This is a genomic window from Bradyrhizobium sp. CCBAU 11434 (genome assembly GCF_028128895.1).
Lineage (GTDB): Bacteria > Pseudomonadota > Alphaproteobacteria > Rhizobiales > Xanthobacteraceae > Bradyrhizobium > Bradyrhizobium zhengyangense.
Genome location: NZ_LBJX01000099.1, coordinates 209,974 through 228,607, shown reverse-complemented (window position 1 = coordinate 228,607; position 18,634 = coordinate 209,974). Strand labels below are relative to the sequence as shown.

Here is an 18,634-nt window from a genome sequence, read left to right as displayed (position 1 = left end):
ATCTTTACCGGATCTCGAAAGCGTTGTCGGCAAGACCCGCATGCTTGTCGTGCCAATGCTGCGCGATCTGAAGTCGCGTCGGCACCCAGACGCGATCGTGCTTGCCGATGTAATCGAGGAAGCGGATCAGGCCCGCGGCGCGGCCGGGCCGGCCGGCGAGGCGGCAGTGCAGCCCCACCGACATCATCTTCGGCGCGGTCTCACCTTCGGCATAGAGCACGTCGAAGGCGTCCTTCAGATAGGTGTAGAACTGCTCGCCTTCGGCAAACCCTTGCGGGTTGATGAAGCGCATGTCGTTGGCATCTAACGTATAGGGAATGACGAGCTGCTTGCCGTTCGCGCCCTTGACCCAATAGGGCAGATCGTCGGCGTAGGAATCGCAGAGATAAAGGAAGCCGCCCTCCTCCATCAGCAGACGGTTGGTGTTGATCGAGGAGCGCCCGGTGTACCAGCCGAGCGGACGCGCGCCGGTGGCCTCGGTGTGGACGCGAATGGACTCGGCGATCTCGGCGCGCTCCTGCGCTTCCGTCATGTCCTTGTGCTCGATCCATTTCAGGCTGTGGCTCGCAATGTCCCAACCGGACTCCTTCATCGCCGCGACGATTTCCGGATTGCGCTTCAGCGCGGTGGCAACACCGAACACGGTGGTCGGCCAGTTGCGCTCATTGAACATGCGCCACAAGCGCCAGAAGCCGGCGCGCGAGCCATATTCGAACATGGATTCGATATTGGCGTGACGCTGGCCGGGCCAGGGCTGCGCGCCCAGCACGTCGGACAGGAACGCTTCCGACGCACGGTCGCCGTGCAGAATGTTGTTCTCGCCGCCCTCCTCGAAATTGACGACGAACTGCACCGCGACCCGCGCATGGCCGGGCCACTCCGGATGCGGCGGGTTGCGACCGTAACCGCGGAGATCGCGCGGGTAGCTGATATCAGTCACTTAGACTTCCTCGAAGCGGATCGGCAGTGCGCCCTTCCACAGCACGCTCTTGCCCAGCGTCGCCAGGTTCTCCAGGCCCGAAGTCACGGTGATGAAGTGATTGCCGGCGAGCTGGCCCATCTTGCTGGCGAAGTGCACGCCGCCATAGGCAAGCAGGATCTCGGTCTCGCTGATGCCGCCAGGATAGAGGATGATCTGGCCCGGCGCGGGATAGCTGGTGTGGTTCTCATAGCCGACGCCAAAGTCGAGATCGCCGAGCGGCATCCAGACGCCTTCGCCGCTCCAGCGTACATGGATGATGTGGCTCTCGAACGGCAGCGCCTTGCGGAACGCCGCGACAGTCTTGGGTGCGGCCTCCTCTTCGAAGCGGGCATCGAAGGTGAAATCGCCGGCGCGGATAACGAGTTTGCTCATCTCATCTCTCTGGATCGGGGGGTGAGGCCCCACGGGGAACTTGCACGCAAAGAGCATTCCAGCGGGCTTCGCGCAAGGGCGCTAGGACCCATTACCTGCGGTCGTAGGACCAGCCAAATATGCCGCTCCGCCGCACCTCCGGCTCGGGCTCCGCAGCGGCGGCTGCCGCCGGCGCCTCCTTCAGTTCCGCCTGGGGCGGTGGCGGAGGCGGTGCCGGCAGGTTCTCGCATTTCATGGAATAGACCAGCTTGCCGTCCGCGGTGCGTCCGATCGGAGCGCAGGGGTCAGGATGTGCCGCCGAGATTTTGGGAGCGGTTTTGACCTGCGCCACAGCCGGCGAGGCGATCAAAAGCAGGACCAGCAGATATTTCGACATCATTGTCGCGCCTGAAACCTTTGTTGCCCCCATTCAACCTGATGGCGCTGGTCAAGTCCATCCGGCCCCCGCCAGGAGGCTGCCGAATATTTAGCCGGGACCAAAAAATTTGCTCGCCCCATCGTGAACCCGGCGACAGTGATATCAGGCTGGCGGCATCGCCATGTCAGCCGCGACGACGACGACATTTCTCACGACCGGGACGTCGTCACGGGAGATACAACCATGCAGAAGACTCTTGCCATTCTCGGCGCGACGCTGATCGCTGCCATCACCATCCAGACCGCGGCCGCGAACGACCATCACCACCTTCGCAAGGCACGACCTGCTCCCATCACCCAGTCGGCGCGCGACTCCAACGCGGCCATGTGGCCATCGCAGCCGACGGAACCTGACTGGTCGCGCTACGCCAATGGCGCAATGTCGGCGCCGGCGGGACGGTGATACGGAAGGCGTAGGGCGCGGCTCTCGTGTCCCGGACGCGCTGCAGCGTGCAACGCTGCTGCGCAGAGCGCAGCGTAATCCGGGACGCTTGCGACATGCTCCAGTGATCCCGGATTTCGCTGCGCTCCATCCGGGCTACGGCATCCGTCAATACGGATCGTAGTAGCGCGGTCCACCGTAATAGCCGTAGCCGGGACCATAATAGCGCGGGCCGCCATAGTAATAGTTGTCGTAATATTCCTGGCGCCGGCTCTCGGCGATCGCGCCTCCGATCATACCAACCGCGGCGCCCATGAAGGCAAGGCCCGCAGCGCTCGGCCCACGCCGGTAATAGCGATGACGGCGCGCGGCGCTGAAATCGGTCGCGTTGGACGAGCCCTGCCCGGCCACAGCGGCAGTCGCGGCCTTGGCCGCTGCCGGCGACGCGGCAGCTGACGGCGAGACGGAAGCAACGACCAAAGCGAGACTGGCGAATGCGGCGAGTGCGGTGCTGCGGCCAACTCTCGATTTCACGGACCTGTCACTCATCCTCACGTCCTCCGCTCTCGCCAAAGAAAAGATATGGAAACACCACATAATGCGCAAAGCACCGAAATGGTTTCGTGATCGCGGCAATCTGCCACGTTTTGACTGGTCGCGCTACCTCTAGGCCCTGTAACTCCAATACTTCCGCAACGCATCGCCCGCGACCTGGAGATCAAAACGCTGGTCGGGCGCGAGTTGCTGCACGATCAGATTGAACATGTCGTTCAGGATCGAGCGCTTCTCGCCGAAATAAGAATGGCGCAGGCCGACCAGGCTGGTGTCGACCAGCGAGGCATCGATCGTATCGACGCCGTCGACAACGGTCAGCGCGTCACCGGCCTCGCCCGCCCGGGGATAGCCGTGCACGAATTTGGAGGCCAGCAGCGCCACGTCGCGCGACGACGCATAGAGCGTGACGCGCGCAGCGCAGCCTTTGAACCTGGCCGCGAGCTGGACGAAACGGTCGCGGTCGATGTCGGGCGCGGCAAAGATGATCTGACCGAGCTTTGCGGCGCCGGCCGGCAGCTGCCACGACGTCACGCGCTCGAGCGTGTTGATCACCGCGCGGTTGCCCATGCTGTGAGCGATGACGTGGACCTTGCCGGCACCGATCTCGCCGAGCGCAAGCTGGAGAAATGTCTCGAAATGATCGCGCGACCAGTCGATCGTGCTCTCGTCCACCGTGTACTTCTTGGTGTCCGCCGCCGACGCCCAGCTATACAGCAGCGTCCTGCCGGCGAATTTCAGATCCACCGCAAGCTGCCCGGCGCGCCGCGCCGCGTCCTCGAAAGTGACGTTGTAGCCGTGCACGAAGATCAGGACGTCGTGCAAATCCGCGGCCGCAAGCGAGTCCTTCAGACTCGTAACGAACGTGTCCCTGCCAAGCGCTCCCACTGACTTGAGGATGACATGCTTTTCCGGATTGGCCGAGAATTCGAGGTGCCACCAGCTCGGGCTGGTGAGTTCGCCGAGGTCGCGGCCACGCGTGGGCACGCTGACCTCCGCGATTCCGAATGACGGCGTCCCGCGCGCACCGCCAAAATAGTGCGCCGGCGTGTCGTCGCCGCGGGCGCGGTCGGTGCCGTAGAACACGGGGATGGTGACGACGCCGGTCGCCTCATCCGTGCTCGGCCCGACAATGTCCGGGACGACCAGCGGCGTTACCCGGCCGCGGCGGGTCACAGTCTCCGTGGCAGCCATGGGCGCCGTCATGTCTTCCATCAAATGCTCGACGAGTTCCGTGGCCGGCGCCTCGGCGAGCAGCCGCACGAGCAGCAGGTCAAGCGACTGACGAAGCCTGGCCGGATCCTCGCCCTTGCCGGCGCGGCCGGCCAATTCCTGCAATTCGTCGGCGTAAGGGGGCCATTTGTCGCCCAGCAGATCCTTCAGCCGGGGCCCGAGTTCGAGCAAGGCAAGCAACAGGCGAAGCGTGTCCGACATCGCACGTCCCTCGTCGCTGGATGCGGCCAGGCGCCAGCCCCGCCGTCGATCCCTAGCCTAGAGGTTGTGAACGATCTGGCAAGTCCGCCCAGCGTGCCAGCGTCAACTTGCCCGGGGTGAAGACCTCAGGACAGCGCCCCCAGCACGCCGCGCGTGGCCTTGTCGATCTCCTCGACATAGCGGCGACGGGCGGTGGTCTCGGTCAGGAAGCCGACCACCTTGCGGCTGTCGGTGGAATCGACCACCGCCAGCATTTCGGCCTCGGCCTCGTCGAACACAGCCATGGCAGACTTCACGTTCATTTCCGGGATCAGCACGATTTCGGTCAGCCGCGCGAGCTCGATGATCTGGATATCATCGGCGATGGTGTCGAGGTCGCTGGAGAACAAGTCGGGCAGCAGGACCAGGCCGACATATTCGTCGGAATTGTTGACGATGACGACGCCCGGGCGCGACCCCAGCGGAAATTCGCTGCGGGTCGCGGCGATCGTCGTGCTCGACGGCACCTTGCCGACGTCGGAGCGCATCAGCCGCTCGACGGTGAGGTTGCGCAGCCAACCGACGTCATTGGCGCTACGGATGGTCTCGCCGCGCAGATGCAGGCGCCAGGTCGAGAAGGAATGGCCGAACATGAAGCGGACGCAGATCGAGGTGACGATGCAGCCGGCCAGCACCACGGCGGTGACGTCGACATTGCGGGTCATCTCGAGCACGAGGAACGACATGGTCAGCGGGCCGCCGACGATGGCCACGCCCAGCGTCGCCATGCCGGTCAGCATCGCCACCAGCGGATCGATCGCGAAGTTCGGGCTGATCAAGAGCAGCACCGCGGCGAAGAACTTACCGATCAGGCTGCCGACGAACAGGGAGGCGAAGAAAAGACCGCCGCGGAAGCCCGAGGCCAGCGAGATCAGGCAGGCCGTCACCTTCAGCGCGATGATGATCGCGACCAGTCCGATCGTCATGTCGTGGAAGAGGTCGAGCACCATGGCGCCGTGGCCGGCCGCCAGCACCTGCGGCGTGACGAGGGCGAAGCTTCCGACGACGAGACCGCCGATCACGGGGCGCAGCCAGACCGGCAGCCATTTGAACAGCCGCTCGAACATCGAGGACGAGCGCATCACGGCAATGCCGACGCCGCTGGTGACAAGCGCGAGCCCGATCAGCGCCAGATATTGCTCGACGCCGACGGCGCTGACCTTCGGTATTTCGATGGAGTAAGGCGCGCCGCCGAGCCATTGCGCGGTGAGCGCGCCGGCGAGCGAGGCCGCCAAAATCGGCGCCGCGCTGCCGACGGAATAGACACCGACAATCAGCTCGCAGGCGTAGAACGCGCCGGTGATCGGCGCGCCGAAAGCGGCCGCGATCGCCGCCGCGGCGCCGCAGCCGACCATCAGGCGGAGATCGTTACGGCGGAGGTTGAAGAACTTGCCGAACAGCGAGGCGATGCCCGAGCCGATCTGGGTGTAGCCGGCCTCGAGGCCGACGGAGGCGCCGCAACCGTTCGAGATCAGCGTCTGGCTCGACACCACCACGCTGTCGCGCATCGACAGAATGCCGCCGCGCAGCGCATTGGCCTCGATCGGGTCGACTGCGCTCGAGATCTTCAGCCGTCGCCGCCACCATTCCATGATGCCGAGCACGAGGCCGCCGAGCGCCGGCGCGATCATTGCCGCCCAGGGGCTGATATAGGCGTTGGCAGAGAGGCGCACGTCGATCGGAATGCCAAAGATCACGACGTGGGCGATCTGCGCGATCACGGCCATCAGCGTCACGATCGCACCGGCCAGCGTGCCGATCACGAGCGCGAGCGGGATCAGGTAGAACTCGTTGCTGCGCAACAGTGCGCGCAGCCGAACCATCGTGCGGTTGGTGCCCTTGCCGTCGACGAAATATCTGATCCGCGCGAACACCGCTTGCGAGCCCTACCCTTCCGATAGGCCGTAGCCGGCCATGCGCTGACGGACCCGCTCGATCTCGGCGCTCGAGAGCAGCGGCGGTTTGCCGATCTGGAGACAGCCGTGATACTGCCGCGCCAGCGTCTCGACCTCGACGGCGAGCCACATCGCCTTGTCGAGCGTCTGGCCGAGCGCGATCATGCCGTGATGGTCCAGCAGACAGGCGAGCCGGCCCTCCAGCGCGCGCACCGCATGCGCGGATAGCTCCACGGTCCCGAAGGTGGCATAGGGCGCGCAGCGGATGCTGTCGCCGCCGGCCGCCGCGATCATGTAGTGCACCGGCGGGATCTCCATGCCCATGATCGCCAGGATGGTGCAATAGGTTGGATGGGCGTGCACGACGGCGTTGACGTCGGCGCGCGCCTTCAGGATGTCCAGATGGAAGCGCCACTCGCTGGACGGCTTCTGGCCTGGGGCATGCGAGCCGTCCATCGCCATGAAGACGATCTGGTCCGGCGTCATGGTGTCATAGGGCAGGCTGGTGGGCGTGATCAGGAGCCCGTCCCCATGCCGCACGCTGATATTGCCTGATGTGCCCTGGTTGATGCCGAGCGCATTCATGCGGCGGCAGGCGTCGATGATGGCCTGTCTCTTTGCGAGTTCGTCCGCTGTCATCGACTTCGATTTCATCTCGACCTTCTTGTCGATTTCTTCGATGGGCTCTTGTTAGACCCGAAGTACGTCAAAGCAATATGGCAGTGCAAGCGAAAGCGGACCTGTTCAGGCACTGGATTTCTGGCGCGCCCGCCCGGGACATGAATTTATCGTAAAATCAACAGATTAACAGTTTGTCGCAGGCCCGCAGACCTCAAGACAGGCTCGCCCGGACAGCCGCAATGCCGTTGATCACGAATTGCACCGAATAGGCCGCCAGCAGCATGCCGAGCACCCGCGAGAGCACGGCATTTCCGGTGCGCCCGAGCGTGCGCGCAATCAGGTGCGCCGAGACGAAGCAGAGCATGCAGAGCAGGCAGACCGCCAGCACGATCGCGATGATGATGGCGAGCCTTGCCCCATAGCCGGCATCGCCCGCCAGCAACAGCGTGGTTGCGATCGCTCCGGGACCGGCCATCATGGGGATTGCGAGCGGAAACACCGCGACATCGGAGGCGTGCTCGGCCGTCGCCTTGTCCGCCTCCCGCGCCTCGCGATGCGGCCGGTCGCCGAAGATCATCTGGTAGGACACGCCGAACAGCAGCAGCCCGCCCGCGATCTGGAAGGCGGGGATGCCGATCCCGAGCTGGCGCAGCAGCCAGTTTCCGACCAGCGCGATCACGACCAGGATCGAGGCCGCGATGAACGGCGCCCGCACCGCCACCGTCCGCTTGCTCGCGTCGGGCATGCCGCCGGTCGCGGCCAGAAACGCCGGTGCGAGGCCGACGGGATCGACCACCAGCAGCAGCGTGACGAAGGCGGACAGGGCGAAGTCGAGCATGTGTCAGGCGCCTCGGGCGAGGATGGAAGGCCAGCCATAGCGGCTCGCGCAGACCTTCGCGAGGAACATTTGCCCGTCCCGGCTCTTGATCGCGTGAGGATTGAGGAAGGACGGGCCTTCCCGTGTCGCCTCATGAGGAGGACCAATGGCGAAGAAAGCAAAGAAACGTGCACCCGCGAAAAAGACCGCGTCGCGCCGCCCGCGTCGGGCGCCTAAGATGCTGAGCGACCTTTTCCTGGAAACGCTGAAGGACATTTATTACGCGGAGAACAAGATCATCAAGACGCTGCCGAAGATGGCCAAGGCCGCGCATTCGAAGGACCTTGCCGCCGCCTTCAACAAACACCTGCGGGAGACGCAGGGCCAGGTCAGACGGCTCGAGCAGATCTTCGGGATGCTGAACAAGCCCGCGCGCGGCAAACCGTGCGAAGCGATCAACGGCATCACCGACGAGGGCGCCGAGATCATGAAGGACTTCAAGAACGCCCCTGCCCTCGATGCCGGGCTGCTCGCGGCGGCGCAGGCCGTCGAGCACTACGAAATCTCCCGTTACGGCACACTTCGCACCTGGGCCGAAGAGCTCGGCATGCCCGAGGCGGCAAGGCTGCTCCAGGATACGCTGGACGAGGAAGAGGCGACCGACCACACCCTGACCGAGCTCGCCACGTCGGTCATCAACCTCGAAGCCGAGGCCGAATACCGCGAAGCCGCCTGATCCAGACCACCCAATTGTTACCTCCGGCGCCGCGGAACATCTTTCGCGGCGTCGATGCGTCTGAGCGCAAGGGCCTGCTCCGCCAAGAGAGGCAGGCATGCCGCAAACGCGCGATGCTGGAATTTGCGGGAACCATCACCATATCCCGTTTTCCAACCGCAGCGCCTTCCCCGAGTTTTGCCATGCAACCCAAGAATCCCTTTGACTGGATGCTGTCCGAGGCCCTCGACCAGCTGACCCGCGCCGAACGGATGCGGCAGCAGTTCGGCCGTCAGGACACCTGCTGGGAGCCGCCGATCGACGTGCTCGAGACCGAGCATGAGCTTCTGATCCTGGTCGCGCTTCCCGGCGTCAATCCGGACAATGTCGAGACCGTCATCCATGACGGCGTGCTGGTCATATCCGGCCAGCGCACGCTGCCGCCGGAGCTTCGCAACGCCCGCATCCACCGGCTCGAGCTGCCGCAGGGGCGTTTTGAGCGCCGCATTGCATTGCCCCTTGGCCGCTACGCCATCAGCCGCTTCGTGATGGACGGCTGCGTCGCGCTGCGCCTCGCCAAATCCTGAGGTCGATCATGGCCACCGAACAGATGAATACCGCACAGACCAATCCTGACGTGAATATCCCCGACGACGCACTGATCATCATCCCGGTGCGCGAGATGGTGCTGTTCCCCGGCGCCATCGCGCCGATCGCGATCGCACGCCCGAAATCCGTCGCCGCCGCGCAGCAGGCGCTGCGCGAGCAGCGGCCGGTCGGCATCGTGCTGCAGCGCAGCCCCGAGACCGACGAGCCCGGCCCTGATGATCTCTACAAGGTCGCGACCATCGCCAACATCGTGCGCTACATCACCGCACCCGACGGCACGCATCACATCGTCTGCCAGGGCGTGCAGCGCGCGCGTATCCTCGACTTCCTGCCGGGGACGCCGTTCCTGGCTGCGCGCTTCCAGCAGATCCCCGAGCCGACCACGACCTCAGCCGAGATCGAGGCACGGGCGCTGAACCTGCAGCGCCAGGCCATCGAGGCGATCGAGCTGCTGCCGCAGGCCCCGCCCGAGCTGGTCGCGATGTTCCAGAGCACCAGTGCGCCCGGCGCGCTGGCGGACCTGGCGACGTCGTTCATGGACATCAAGCCGTCCGACAAGCAGGAGGTGCTGGAGACCATCGACCTCTCCTTGCGCGTCGAGAAGGTGTCGAAGCACCTGGCCGAGCGGCTGGAGGTGCTGCGCATCTCCAACGAGATCGGCCAGAAGACCCGCGCCTCGTTCGACGAGCGGCAGCGCGAGGCGATCCTGCGCGAGCAGATGGCGACCATCCAGCGGCAACTGGGCGAAGGCGACGGCAAGTCTGCCGAGGTCGCCGACCTGACGGCTGCGATCGCCAAGGCCAACATGCCGCCGGAGGCGGACGCGCACGCCAGGAAGGAACTGCGCCGCTACGAGCGCATGCCCGAGGCTGCCGGCGAAGCCGGCATGGTCCGCACGTACCTCGACTGGCTGATTGAGTTGCCCTGGGCGCTCCCCGCGGAGAAGCCGATCGACATCAAGGAGGCACGTCGCATCCTGGATGCGGATCACTTTGGCCTGGAGAAGATCAAGAGCCGGATCATCGAATATCTGGCGGTGCGCAAGCTGGCGCCGCAGGGCAAGGCCCCGATCCTGTGCTTCGTCGGCCCGCCCGGCGTCGGCAAGACCTCGCTCGGCCAGTCCATCGCGCGTGCGATGGATCGCCCCTTCGTGCGCGTCAGCCTGGGTGGCGTGCATGACGAGGCCGAGATCCGCGGTCACCGGCGCACCTATATCGGCGCGCTGCCCGGCAACATCATCCAGGGCATCAAGAAGGCGGGCGCCCGCAACTGCGTCATGATGCTGGACGAGATCGACAAGATGGGCCGTGGCGTCCAGGGCGATCCTTCCGCCGCGATGCTGGAGGTGCTCGACCCCGAGCAGAACGGGACGTTCCGGGACAATTACCTGGGCGTGCCCTTCGACCTGTCGCGCGTCGTCTTCATCGCGACCGCCAACATGCTGGACCAGATTCCGGGTCCGCTGCTGGACCGCATGGAGCTGATCAGCCTGGCCGGTTACACCGAGGATGAGAAGCTGGAGATCGCGCGGCGGTATCTGGTGCGGCGGCAGCTGGAGGCCAATGGCCTGACGGCCGAGCAGGCCGAGATCGAGCCGGATGCGCTGAGGCTAGTGGTCAAGGGTTACACCCGTGAGGCCGGCGTGCGTAACCTCGAGCGTGAGATCGGCAAGGTGTTCCGCCATGCCGCGGTGCAGGTCGCCGAAGGCACGACCACAAAGGTGGTGGTGACGGCGAAGGACATCGGCGACGTGCTGGGACAGCCGCGCTTCGAAGGCGAGATCGCGCAGCGCACCAGCATTCCGGGCGTGGCCACCGGCCTTGCCTGGACGCCTGTGGGCGGCGACATCCTGTTCATCGAGGCCTCGCGCGTGCCCGGCCGCGGCGGCATGATCCTGACCGGCCAGCTTGGCGAGGTCATGCGCGAGAGCGTGCAGGCCGCGCTGACGCTGGTGAAGAGCAAAGCGAACCAGCTCGGCATCGATCCCCAGGTGTTCGAGAAGAGCGACATCCACGTTCACGTTCCTGCGGGCGCAACCCCGAAAGACGGACCGAGCGCGGGCGTGGCGATGTTCACGGCGCTGACATCACTGCTCACCAATCGCACCGTGCGGAGCGACACCGCGATGACCGGCGAGATCTCGCTGCGCGGCCTGGTGCTGCCGGTCGGCGGCATCAAGGAGAAGGTGGTGGCTGCGGCCGCCGCCGGATTGAAGCGGGTGATGCTGCCGGCGCGCAACAAGCGGGACTATGACGACATCCCGAAGAGCGCGCGGGACAACCTCGAATTCATCTGGCTGGAGCGCGTCGACGAGGCCATCGCCGCGGCGCTCGAGCCGGTGGGAGTCGATGCGAAGGTCGAAGCGGCGGAGTGATGCGATGAAGAAACTGCTGGAAGACGCAAAGCGATCGCGAAAAACGCAAAAGCTGCGCCAGCTGCTCGGCCGTGCCATCGACCGGGTGCGCGATGCACTTGCAGGACCTGAGCCGCGGCTTCAGCCGATCCCGGTCCGGGTGAGGCGCCGCAAGGGCTGATCCCCTCCGATCGGCCCCTGCGGTCCATTCAAACCAAAAGGCCCCCTCTCATCGAGGGGGCCTTTGCGTTATCAGGCCACGGCGTCCTTGGCGGCCTTGACGGGGCGGGCGCGGACGATCTTCCGGGCCGGCTTGGCCTTGAACATCATCTCTTCGCCCGTGAACGGGTTGGTGCCCTTGCGCGCCTTGGTCGCGGGCTTCTTGATGACCACGAACTTGGCGAAGCCCGGCACCAGGAACAGGCCGTTCTTCTTGAGCTCCTTGTGGCCGACGTCGGTCAGCGTCTCCATGACGCTCTTGACGTCGCGCTTGGAAAGCTCGGTGGCGGTCGCAATCTTTTCGATCAACTGCGATTTGGACATTTGGGCTGGCATCGTGTCTCCTCTGATTCGTTGCCGGTTGCATATTAGACCAACCGGCGAAGGCCTATAGCCTTCTGCACAGTTTTGTCGCGGTTTTACGGGCTTTTTTGGCCCCCTGAGACAAAAAACCCTGCATTTTAGCGGCTTCCAGAACGGATGGCGCCTCGCGCAGCGGTTTTTGCCTTGTTTCAAAGGCCCGCAAGCAGCCTTGCTAAAGCTGATTCGATGCTTTCGACAAGCGACGACCGGCCTCTTTGTGCGAGGAGAAGCGCGATTCACCCTGAAAAATAAGGCTTGATCGTCGCCCTGCGACGTTTTTCCCTGCTTTTTACGGGCCGCGGCGCACTAGATGCGCTCGATGATGATGGCCGGAGCCATGCCACCGGCCGCGCACATCGTGACGAGACCGCGCTTGAGGTCGCGCCGTTCGAGTTCGTCGAGCACAGTGCCGATCAGGATCGAGCCCGTCGCCCCGATGGGATGACCGAGCGCGATCGAGCCGCCATTGACGTTGACCTTGGCGCGATCGAGCTTGAGATCCCTGATATATTTTTCGGCCACCACCGCAAAGGCCTCGTTGATCTCGAACAGGTCGATGTCGTCGATGGTGAGCCCCGCCTTCGCCAGCACCTTGCGCGTCGCCGGCACCGGCGCGTTCAGCATCAGGGTCGGCGAGTCCCCCATATTGGCCATGGCGACCACGCGGGCGCGGGCTTTGAGGCCATGCGCCTTGGCGTAAGAAGGTGACGCGAGCAGGATCGCTGCGGCGCCGTCGACGACGCCCGACGAATTGCCGGCGTGGTGCATGAAGTCGATGTCGAGGTCAGGGAATTTTTGCAGGATCAGGCCGCGATAGGTCGTACCCTTGTCGTCCAGCGCATAGTCGGCGATCGCCGGGAATGCCGGCTTCAGCGCCGCCAGCCCTTCCATCGTGGTCTGCGGCCGCGGATATTCTTCATGGTCGAGCGCGAGGCTGCCGTCCTCGCGATAAACCGGCACGAGGCTCTTCTTGAAATACCCGCCGGCAATCGCATGGGCGGCGCGCTTCTGGCTTTCAAGGCCAAGCGCGTCGACGTCCCGACGCGTGATGCCTTCCAGCGTCGCGATCGCATCCGCGCAGACGCCCTGATGCGACTGCGGATGTTTTGCACGAAGCCGCAGATTGCCGGAGTCCATCATCATCGGGCCGCCGCCGCGACGTCCCTCCATCGACATCATCTCGCAGCCGCCGGCGATGACGAGTTCTTCCGCGCCCGCCATGATCGAGGAGGCCGCCATGTTGACGCTGGTGATGCCGGAACCGCAGAAGCGATCCAGCGTCACGGCGCTGGCGCGCACGTCATAGCCGGCATCGAGCGCCGACATACGGCCGAGATCGCCGCTCTGCGTCGCCACCTGCGCGCTGCAGCCCCAGACGATATCGTCGACATCGGCGGTGTTGATCCCGGTGCGATCGGCCAGCGCGCGCAGCACGGTGGCGCCGAGCTGCTGCGGATGAATGCCTGAGAGAGCCCCCTTGCCGGCCTTGCCGACGCCGCGCGGGGTGCGGCAGGCATCGATGATCAGCGCGTCGGTCATGGGCGTTGTCCTCTTGTTATGCGTGTTGAGGACGGTTTTGAATCAGGGGGAGAGGGGAGTCAATGAGCGGCTGTCTCAGCAAAAATGGGATCAGACGGACTCGCGGAGACTCCCCCTCACCCGGATTTTCCGCTGCGCGTAAAATCCGGCCTCTCCCCGCATGCGGGGAGAGGCAAAGAGTTCACGCCACCGCCGCGTTATTCGCGATCACGTTGCGGTAACAGCTTGCGCAGAGCTTCGCCGTACGCACCTGGGTGTCGAAATTGACGTGGTAGAGCCCGAAGCGCCTGTTGAGCCCGAAGACCCATTCGCAGTCGGGGCATCGACCACCCGTGAAATGCAAGGCATGGACCCAGTGTCCGAACAATCCGGCGGCCGCCCTGCCAAGACCGGACTCCTCAACTATGCGAATTCCAGCACATCGGCCACCGGACGGCGCGGCTTCTGTGGCCAGTTTCCGGGACGCTCCCCCCCTACGGACAACAGCATGACCGGCACTTCGTCCTCGTCCAGCGCGAACTCTCGGGCCACTGCTTCGGCATCGAAACCGATCATCGGCGTCGAACCGAGGCCCAGCGAGCGGGCCGCATAGATTATCGCCGCCGCCCCGAAGGTGGCGGTACGTACTGCCTCGTCGCGTTGGCGCTGCGGGTACTCCATGTACAGATCGCGTGCGGGGATTTCCCAATCCGGCACCATCTTTGCCGGCATGATGCCCGCCTGCACCAGTGGCGCGAGGCGCTTTGGTATTACGCTGGAATCGGCCAACTGGCCGCAGACGATGAAGGTGACGGCTGCTTCGGTGATCGCGGGCTGATGCCAGGCAATCGGATGCAACCGAGCCTTTGCTTCAGGCGTACGTACGGCGATGAAGCGCCAATTCTGCAAGTGGAGGGATGTCGGCGCGGTGGTGCCGATTCGCACCAGTTCGCGGATTTGGTCGTCGCTTAAGATGGCAGCAGGGTCGTAGTACTTGGCGGCGCTACGGCTCAGAATGCATTCGATGACGGTGTTGGTCATCGTGATTCCGTCGCTCATGGAGATTCCTATAAGTGAGAGCTAGGTTGAAGTGTAGAAGTGTTTCCGCTGGTGGCACTCGTGCCTTGCTCGCATCGGCGCTCACCTGCCGTCCAGCTACGGTGCCGGCCGGCTGCGTGCATCAATGGGCATGCGTCGCTCAGGGACGAACGCGGATGATCGTCTTCCCCGTGCGTCGCTTGGTCGGGTTCAAGGCGGCGACGGCAGTGTCAAGGGTCGAGACGCTGCCGATGTTCGTCCGCAGTCGTCCGTCCCGCACCCGCTGAACGATCTCACTCAGTTGGGCCTGATCGGACTCGACGACGAAGTCGACCACGCGGCCGTCGACGGGCCGCGCCTCGGCCGGCCCGACGATGGACACCAGCGTTCCTCCGGTTCGAATAAGGTCAGCGGAGCGCTTCCCGATGTTGCCGCCGATGCCATCGAGCACCAGATCGACCTCGCCGACGTCCTCCAGCGCGTCGCTATCGAGGTCGACGAACTCCTTCGCGCCGAACTCGAGCACCGTCTGACGGTCGGCAGCACGTCCGGTGCCGATGATGTAGGCGCCGAACTCTCGTGCGAGCTGCGTCACCATCGAACCGACTGCGCCCGCCGCGCCGTGCACGAGTACGCTCTGCCCCGCCTGAAGGCGGCCGTGCTGGAACAGTCCCTGCCACGCGGTGAGGCCCGAAATTGGCAGACTCGCGCCCACCGTGAAGTCGACGTCGCCCGGAAGCGGCGCGAGGTTGCGTGCCTCCATGGCTACATACTCCGCCAGGGTGCCGTCGCGATACCAGTCGGCGAGGCCGAACACTCGCTGTCCCACCGACAGTCCCGTCGTGCCGTAGCCGAGAGCGGTGACCACTCCGGCCAGCTCGTGCCCAGGGATCGACGGCGTTCGATCACGGTCGAGGCGATCGGTCCAGGTCGAGGGCCACTCCAGCTCAGTCGGGACGAATCCCGACGCATGAACCTGAACGATGACGTCGTTTATCGCCGCCTGCGGCTCGGGTCGCTTCACCAGCTTCATTCCGGCGGTTCCCGCCGCCTGGTCCGTTACGACGATTGCCTTCATGATCAATTTCTCTTGGGTCGTTTGTCTCTCTGGGCTCGGGCGCGTGGACGCTGCGGCTATCGACAAAATGTCATCCATTGTGGAACTCCTATCGGTGTCTACAATCTGCGCTGTCTGCTTGACCGCGGTTCCCACCAAGCCTGATGGATCGGGATCGCTCCGGTCGCGAGCGATGGCGGATAGATGCATTGCGCCTGATCAGAGAAACAGTCCCAAGATTGCCGATTTTGGCTGTACCATCGCGCGATGGCTGTCCTCCCGATCCAACTCGATCGTGCCAGAAGGACTCCGCTGGCTACCCAGATTTATTCGGCGATCCGAGACGGCATTGAAAACGGACGGCTCGCCCCGGGGGCGCGGTTGCCCTCTTGGCAGGATCTGGCCGCTCAACTCGGCGTCTCTCGCGGCACCGTGCGTGTGGCTTACGAGCGTCTCGTCGCGGAGCAATTCGTGATTGGTCTCGGGCCGGCAGGAACGCGTGTGGCCGAGCGGCAGTCCCGATCCTCAGCACCTGATTGGTCGCCGGAATCCCCGCTTCTGCCGGACCTCTTCTACGAATTCGGAAACGCGCCGCTGGCATTTCAAATGGGCGTGCCCGCTCAAGACGCTTTCCCGTTCAAGCTGTGGTCACGCATCCTGACTCGTGAGACCCGGCGGGTTGCAGCGGCGCCGGTGACGTATCCGGATCCGCGTGGCGATCCGGAGCTGCGAAAGGAGGTCGCGGCTTACTTGGGGCTGGCCCGCGGCCTTCAGTGCAATCCCTCTCAGGTGCTGATAACGGGTGGATTCTCCGGTGCACTCGGTCTGGCGATCCGAGGACTCCAGCTTGGAAGGATGGGAGCCTGGATCGAGGATCCAGGTTTTCCGCTCACTCGCACCGCACTCGGCCTAGCTGGCATGGCCGTGACAGCTATCCCGGTCGATGCGGAAGGACTGGACGTTGCAGCCGGTGTCCAGACCGCCGCTGGAGCGAAATTGGCAGTTGTGACGCCAGGCCAGCAGGCGCCGCTCGGCATGACGATGTCTCAGCCGCGGCGGTTTGCACTGATCGAGTGGGCTCGGCGCAACGACGCCTGGATCATCGAGGACGATTACCTGAGCGAACTACAGCTGAAGGGACGGGCGGCTCCGGCTCTTGCATCTCTCGATCATGGAGGTCGGGTGCTGCACATAGGCAGTTTCAGCAAAACGATCAGCCCGGCGCTGCGCCTGGGTTTCATGGTCGTGCCGCCGGAACTGAGTCGCCGGTTCGCTGAGCTTGCTGCTTCCCTGGCGCCGGCGCCGGCCGCAGGCATGCAGCGTGCCGTGGCGGAATTCCTGCGGGACGGTCATTATCTTCGCCATCTGCGCCGCATGAAGCGGCTTTACGCCGCTCGAAGAGAGGCTCTGCTTCGTTGCCTGGGAGAAATGGCGCCAGACTCGATAAAGGTGCAGGCGACCGCCGGTCTTGCAGTCGTGATCTTGCTTCCCAAGTCCGCGTCAGACGTGGACATCGCTTCACGTGCGCTGGAGTGCGGGCTCGCGCCGCGTCCGATATCGGCGTGGTACATGCAACCGCCCCGGCAGCAGGGACTATTGCTCTGTGTGACCAACCTCAACGAACGGCGGCTGCCGGCGGACTGTCGTCGGCTGTTGGAATTGGCGCGATAGCAGTCGGACGAGCTAAGCCCCCGCCGCGTTCTTCGCGATGACGTTGCGGTAGAAGCTCGCGCTGAGTTTTGGTGTCCGCACCTGGGTGTCGAAATTGACGTGGTAGAGTCCGAAACGCTTGTTGAGGCCGAACACCCATTCGAAATTGTCGAGCAGGCTCCAGAGGAAATAACCGCGCACCGGCACGCCTTCCGCGGTGGCGCGCTGGAGCTGGGCAAGATAGTTGCGCAGATACATGATGCGGTCGGTGTCGTAGATCTTGCCGTCTTGCATCACCTGATCCTCACCGGATGTGCCGTTCTCGCTGATATAGATCGCATCGGTCTTCCAGATCTTTGCGGCGAGCTTCGGCACCCAATAGATCGTCTCGGGTCCGACGCGCAGCCAGTCCGAGTTCATGTGCGGAAAGGATTTCGGGATCGGCAGCGGCATGAAGCCCGCGCCCTGGTCGGACGCGACAATGTAGTGCTGCGGCGCGTAGATGTTGAGGCCGAGGAAGTCGACCGGCGAGGAGATGATCTTCAATTCCGCGTCTGTGTATTTCGGCGCGTCGCGGCCTGCATATTTCAGAAACGCGTCGGTATAGCGGCCGGTCATGATGACGTTGAGATAGCCGGCGTTCAGCTCGCGCAGCGCGATCTCGGCGGCGCGGACGTTCTCGGGCGTGTCGATCGCGGGAATGCAGGCATCGATGTTCTCGGCAGGTCCGACGCGCGTGCCGCGGCGGCCATGGGCGCGCACCGCCTGCACCGCGAGCCCATGCGCGAGCGCGCTGTTATGCCTGACCTGGTTCACGTCGACCTGCGGCAGCGTCAGGCCGGGCGCGTCGATGCCGATGCCATAGCCAAAATAAACGAAGCGGCCACTCTCGTTCAGCGTAAACACGTTCTTGACGCGATCGGTGAGGTGCTCGGCGACATAGGCCGCGTAGTCGCCAAAGATCTTGCAGGTCTCGGTCGACCGCCAGCCGCCGAAGCGGTCCTGCAATGATTGCGGCAGGTCCCAGTGATAAAGCGTCAGCCACGGGTCGATGCCGTTCTTCAGGAGCTCGTCGATCAGGCGATTGTAGAAGTCGAGCCCCTTCGGGTTCGGCTTGCCATCGCCGTCAGGAAACACCCGCGGCCAGGCCACCGAGAACCGATAGGCCTTGCAGCCGAGCTCCTTGATGAGTGCGACGTCATCCTTGTAGCGGTGATAATGCTCAGCGGCGCGGTCGCCATTGGTGCCGTCCTCGATCTTTCCGGGGATGCGCACGAACTTGTCCCAGATCGAGGCCCCTCGCCCGTCCTCCTCGACCGCGCCCTCGACTTGATAGGAGGAGGTCGCCGTGCCCCAGAGAAAGCCTGCCGGGAATCCGCCGGCGCTGCGCGGTACCGCAGCCGGCTTGGCGTCGGCGATCTCAAGGGGACTTGCGATTCCGGCTGCGGATAGTCCCGCGACTTTCGCGAACTGGCGACGCGAGACCTTGTCCGACATTGATGCTGCCTCGAGATTGATGGTACGGCGGCACAATGACGGGGTGCGGTCCGTTTGAGAAGCGCCGGCACCGGAATTTGAGGATACGGCATCGCGCTGACCCA

Annotated in this window: 19 protein-coding genes and 1 pseudogene; 6 read left to right on the top strand and 14 right to left on the bottom strand. The window is 64.4% G+C overall.

All coding sequences use genetic code 11. The features are described from left to right. Positions 1–4: 4 nt before the first annotated feature. The 3 genes from puuE to XI06_RS31880 all read right to left on the bottom strand — a co-directional run bounded on the left by puuE (position 5) and on the right by XI06_RS31880 (position 1,730). On the bottom strand, positions 5–940 hold the full coding sequence (gene puuE, locus XI06_RS31890) for an allantoinase PuuE (RefSeq protein ID WP_271607192.1): 936 nt from the start codon (positions 938–940) through the stop codon (positions 5–7). Continuing rightward, complete coding sequence (locus XI06_RS31885; RefSeq protein ID WP_128950562.1) at positions 941–1,354, bottom strand: DUF3830 family protein; 414 nt, start codon at positions 1,352–1,354, stop codon at positions 941–943. It abuts the gene before it with no gap. Positions 1,355–1,445: 91 nt separating this feature from the next. Further along, positions 1,446–1,730, bottom strand: a complete 285-nt coding sequence (locus tag XI06_RS31880; protein WP_237873016.1) for a hypothetical protein — start codon at positions 1,728–1,730, stop codon at positions 1,446–1,448. Positions 1,731–1,955: 225 nt separating this feature from the next. Between XI06_RS31880 and XI06_RS31875 the strand changes: the two genes are divergently transcribed. Further along, positions 1,956–2,174, top strand: a complete 219-nt coding sequence (locus XI06_RS31875; RefSeq protein WP_237864722.1) for a hypothetical protein — start codon at positions 1,956–1,958, stop codon at positions 2,172–2,174. 147 nt (positions 2,175–2,321) lie between these two features. On the opposite strand, the gene XI06_RS31870 is transcribed toward XI06_RS31875, so the two are convergent. From XI06_RS31870 to XI06_RS31850, 5 genes are all read right to left on the bottom strand, one after another. After that, positions 2,322–2,702, bottom strand: a complete 381-nt coding sequence (locus XI06_RS31870) for a hypothetical protein (protein WP_237864723.1) — start codon at positions 2,700–2,702, stop codon at positions 2,322–2,324. 117 nt (positions 2,703–2,819) lie between these two features. Then, positions 2,820–4,139, bottom strand: a complete 1,320-nt coding sequence (locus tag XI06_RS31865) for an alpha/beta hydrolase (protein ID WP_271607191.1) — start codon at positions 4,137–4,139, stop codon at positions 2,820–2,822. Positions 4,140–4,264: 125 nt separating this feature from the next. Continuing rightward, the gene (locus XI06_RS31860; protein ID WP_237864725.1) at positions 4,265–6,052 is read right to left on the bottom strand and encodes a chloride channel protein; all 1,788 of its coding nucleotides are present in this window, start codon (positions 6,050–6,052) and stop codon (positions 4,265–4,267) included. 12 nt (positions 6,053–6,064) lie between these two features. Continuing rightward, entirely contained in the window at positions 6,065–6,712 is a 648-nt protein-coding gene (locus tag XI06_RS31855) for an L-fuculose-phosphate aldolase (RefSeq protein WP_237890031.1), read from the bottom strand. A gap of 193 nt (positions 6,713–6,905) precedes the next feature. Further along, positions 6,906–7,532 carry a MarC family protein gene (locus XI06_RS31850; RefSeq protein ID WP_271607190.1) on the bottom strand — a complete coding sequence of 209 codons (627 nt, stop codon included), beginning with the start codon at positions 7,530–7,532 and terminating at the stop codon, positions 6,906–6,908. A gap of 145 nt (positions 7,533–7,677) precedes the next feature. Between XI06_RS31850 and XI06_RS31845 the strand changes: the two genes are divergently transcribed. From XI06_RS31845 to XI06_RS31830, 4 genes are all read left to right on the top strand, one after another. Next, positions 7,678–8,247: a YciE/YciF ferroxidase family protein gene (locus XI06_RS31845; protein ID WP_237864727.1), complete on the top strand. Its 570-nt coding sequence runs from the start codon at positions 7,678–7,680 to the stop codon at positions 8,245–8,247. Positions 8,248–8,429: 182 nt separating this feature from the next. Beyond that, positions 8,430–8,813, top strand: coding sequence for an Hsp20/alpha crystallin family protein (locus tag XI06_RS31840; protein ID WP_237872981.1), 384 nt, complete (start codon positions 8,430–8,432; stop codon positions 8,811–8,813). 8 nt (positions 8,814–8,821) lie between these two features. After that, the gene (gene lon / locus XI06_RS31835; protein WP_271607189.1) at positions 8,822–11,209 is read left to right on the top strand and encodes an endopeptidase La; all 2,388 of its coding nucleotides are present in this window, start codon (positions 8,822–8,824) and stop codon (positions 11,207–11,209) included. A 4-nt stretch (positions 11,210–11,213) separates the two neighbouring features. Then, positions 11,214–11,369, top strand: a complete 156-nt coding sequence (locus tag XI06_RS31830) for a hypothetical protein (RefSeq protein ID WP_237864730.1) — start codon at positions 11,214–11,216, stop codon at positions 11,367–11,369. Positions 11,370–11,440: 71 nt separating this feature from the next. Here XI06_RS31830 and XI06_RS31825 read toward each other — a convergent pair whose 3' ends face one another. The 5 genes and pseudogenes from XI06_RS31825 to XI06_RS31805 form a co-directional block, all read right to left on the bottom strand. After that, a complete protein-coding gene (locus tag XI06_RS31825) occupies positions 11,441–11,743 on the bottom strand; it encodes an HU family DNA-binding protein (protein ID WP_008139488.1) in 303 nt (100 codons plus the stop codon). Positions 11,744–12,076: 333 nt separating this feature from the next. Beyond that, positions 12,077–13,309 carry an acetyl-CoA C-acetyltransferase gene (locus XI06_RS31820; protein ID WP_237864731.1) on the bottom strand — a complete coding sequence of 411 codons (1,233 nt, stop codon included), beginning with the start codon at positions 13,307–13,309 and terminating at the stop codon, positions 12,077–12,079. Positions 13,310–13,490: 181 nt separating this feature from the next. Continuing rightward, positions 13,491–13,619, bottom strand: a pseudogene (locus XI06_RS31815) (family 1 glycosylhydrolase); the annotation flags it as partial. 92 nt (positions 13,620–13,711) lie between these two features. Beyond that, entirely contained in the window at positions 13,712–14,347 is a 636-nt protein-coding gene (locus XI06_RS31810; protein ID WP_271607188.1) for a nitroreductase family protein, read from the bottom strand. A 139-nt stretch (positions 14,348–14,486) separates the two neighbouring features. Continuing rightward, positions 14,487–15,404: an NADP-dependent oxidoreductase gene (locus tag XI06_RS31805; protein ID WP_271607187.1), complete on the bottom strand. Its 918-nt coding sequence runs from the start codon at positions 15,402–15,404 to the stop codon at positions 14,487–14,489. A 246-nt stretch (positions 15,405–15,650) separates the two neighbouring features. On the opposite strand from XI06_RS31805, the gene pdxR reads away from it, so the two are divergent. Beyond that, a complete protein-coding gene (gene pdxR / locus XI06_RS31800; protein WP_271607186.1) occupies positions 15,651–17,054 on the top strand; it encodes a MocR-like pyridoxine biosynthesis transcription factor PdxR in 1,404 nt (467 codons plus the stop codon). 12 nt (positions 17,055–17,066) lie between these two features. On the opposite strand, the gene XI06_RS31795 is transcribed toward pdxR, so the two are convergent. Then, on the bottom strand, positions 17,067–18,530 hold the full coding sequence (locus tag XI06_RS31795) for a GH1 family beta-glucosidase (protein WP_271607185.1): 1,464 nt from the start codon (positions 18,528–18,530) through the stop codon (positions 17,067–17,069). Between the last annotated feature and the right edge of the window lie 104 nt (positions 18,531–18,634).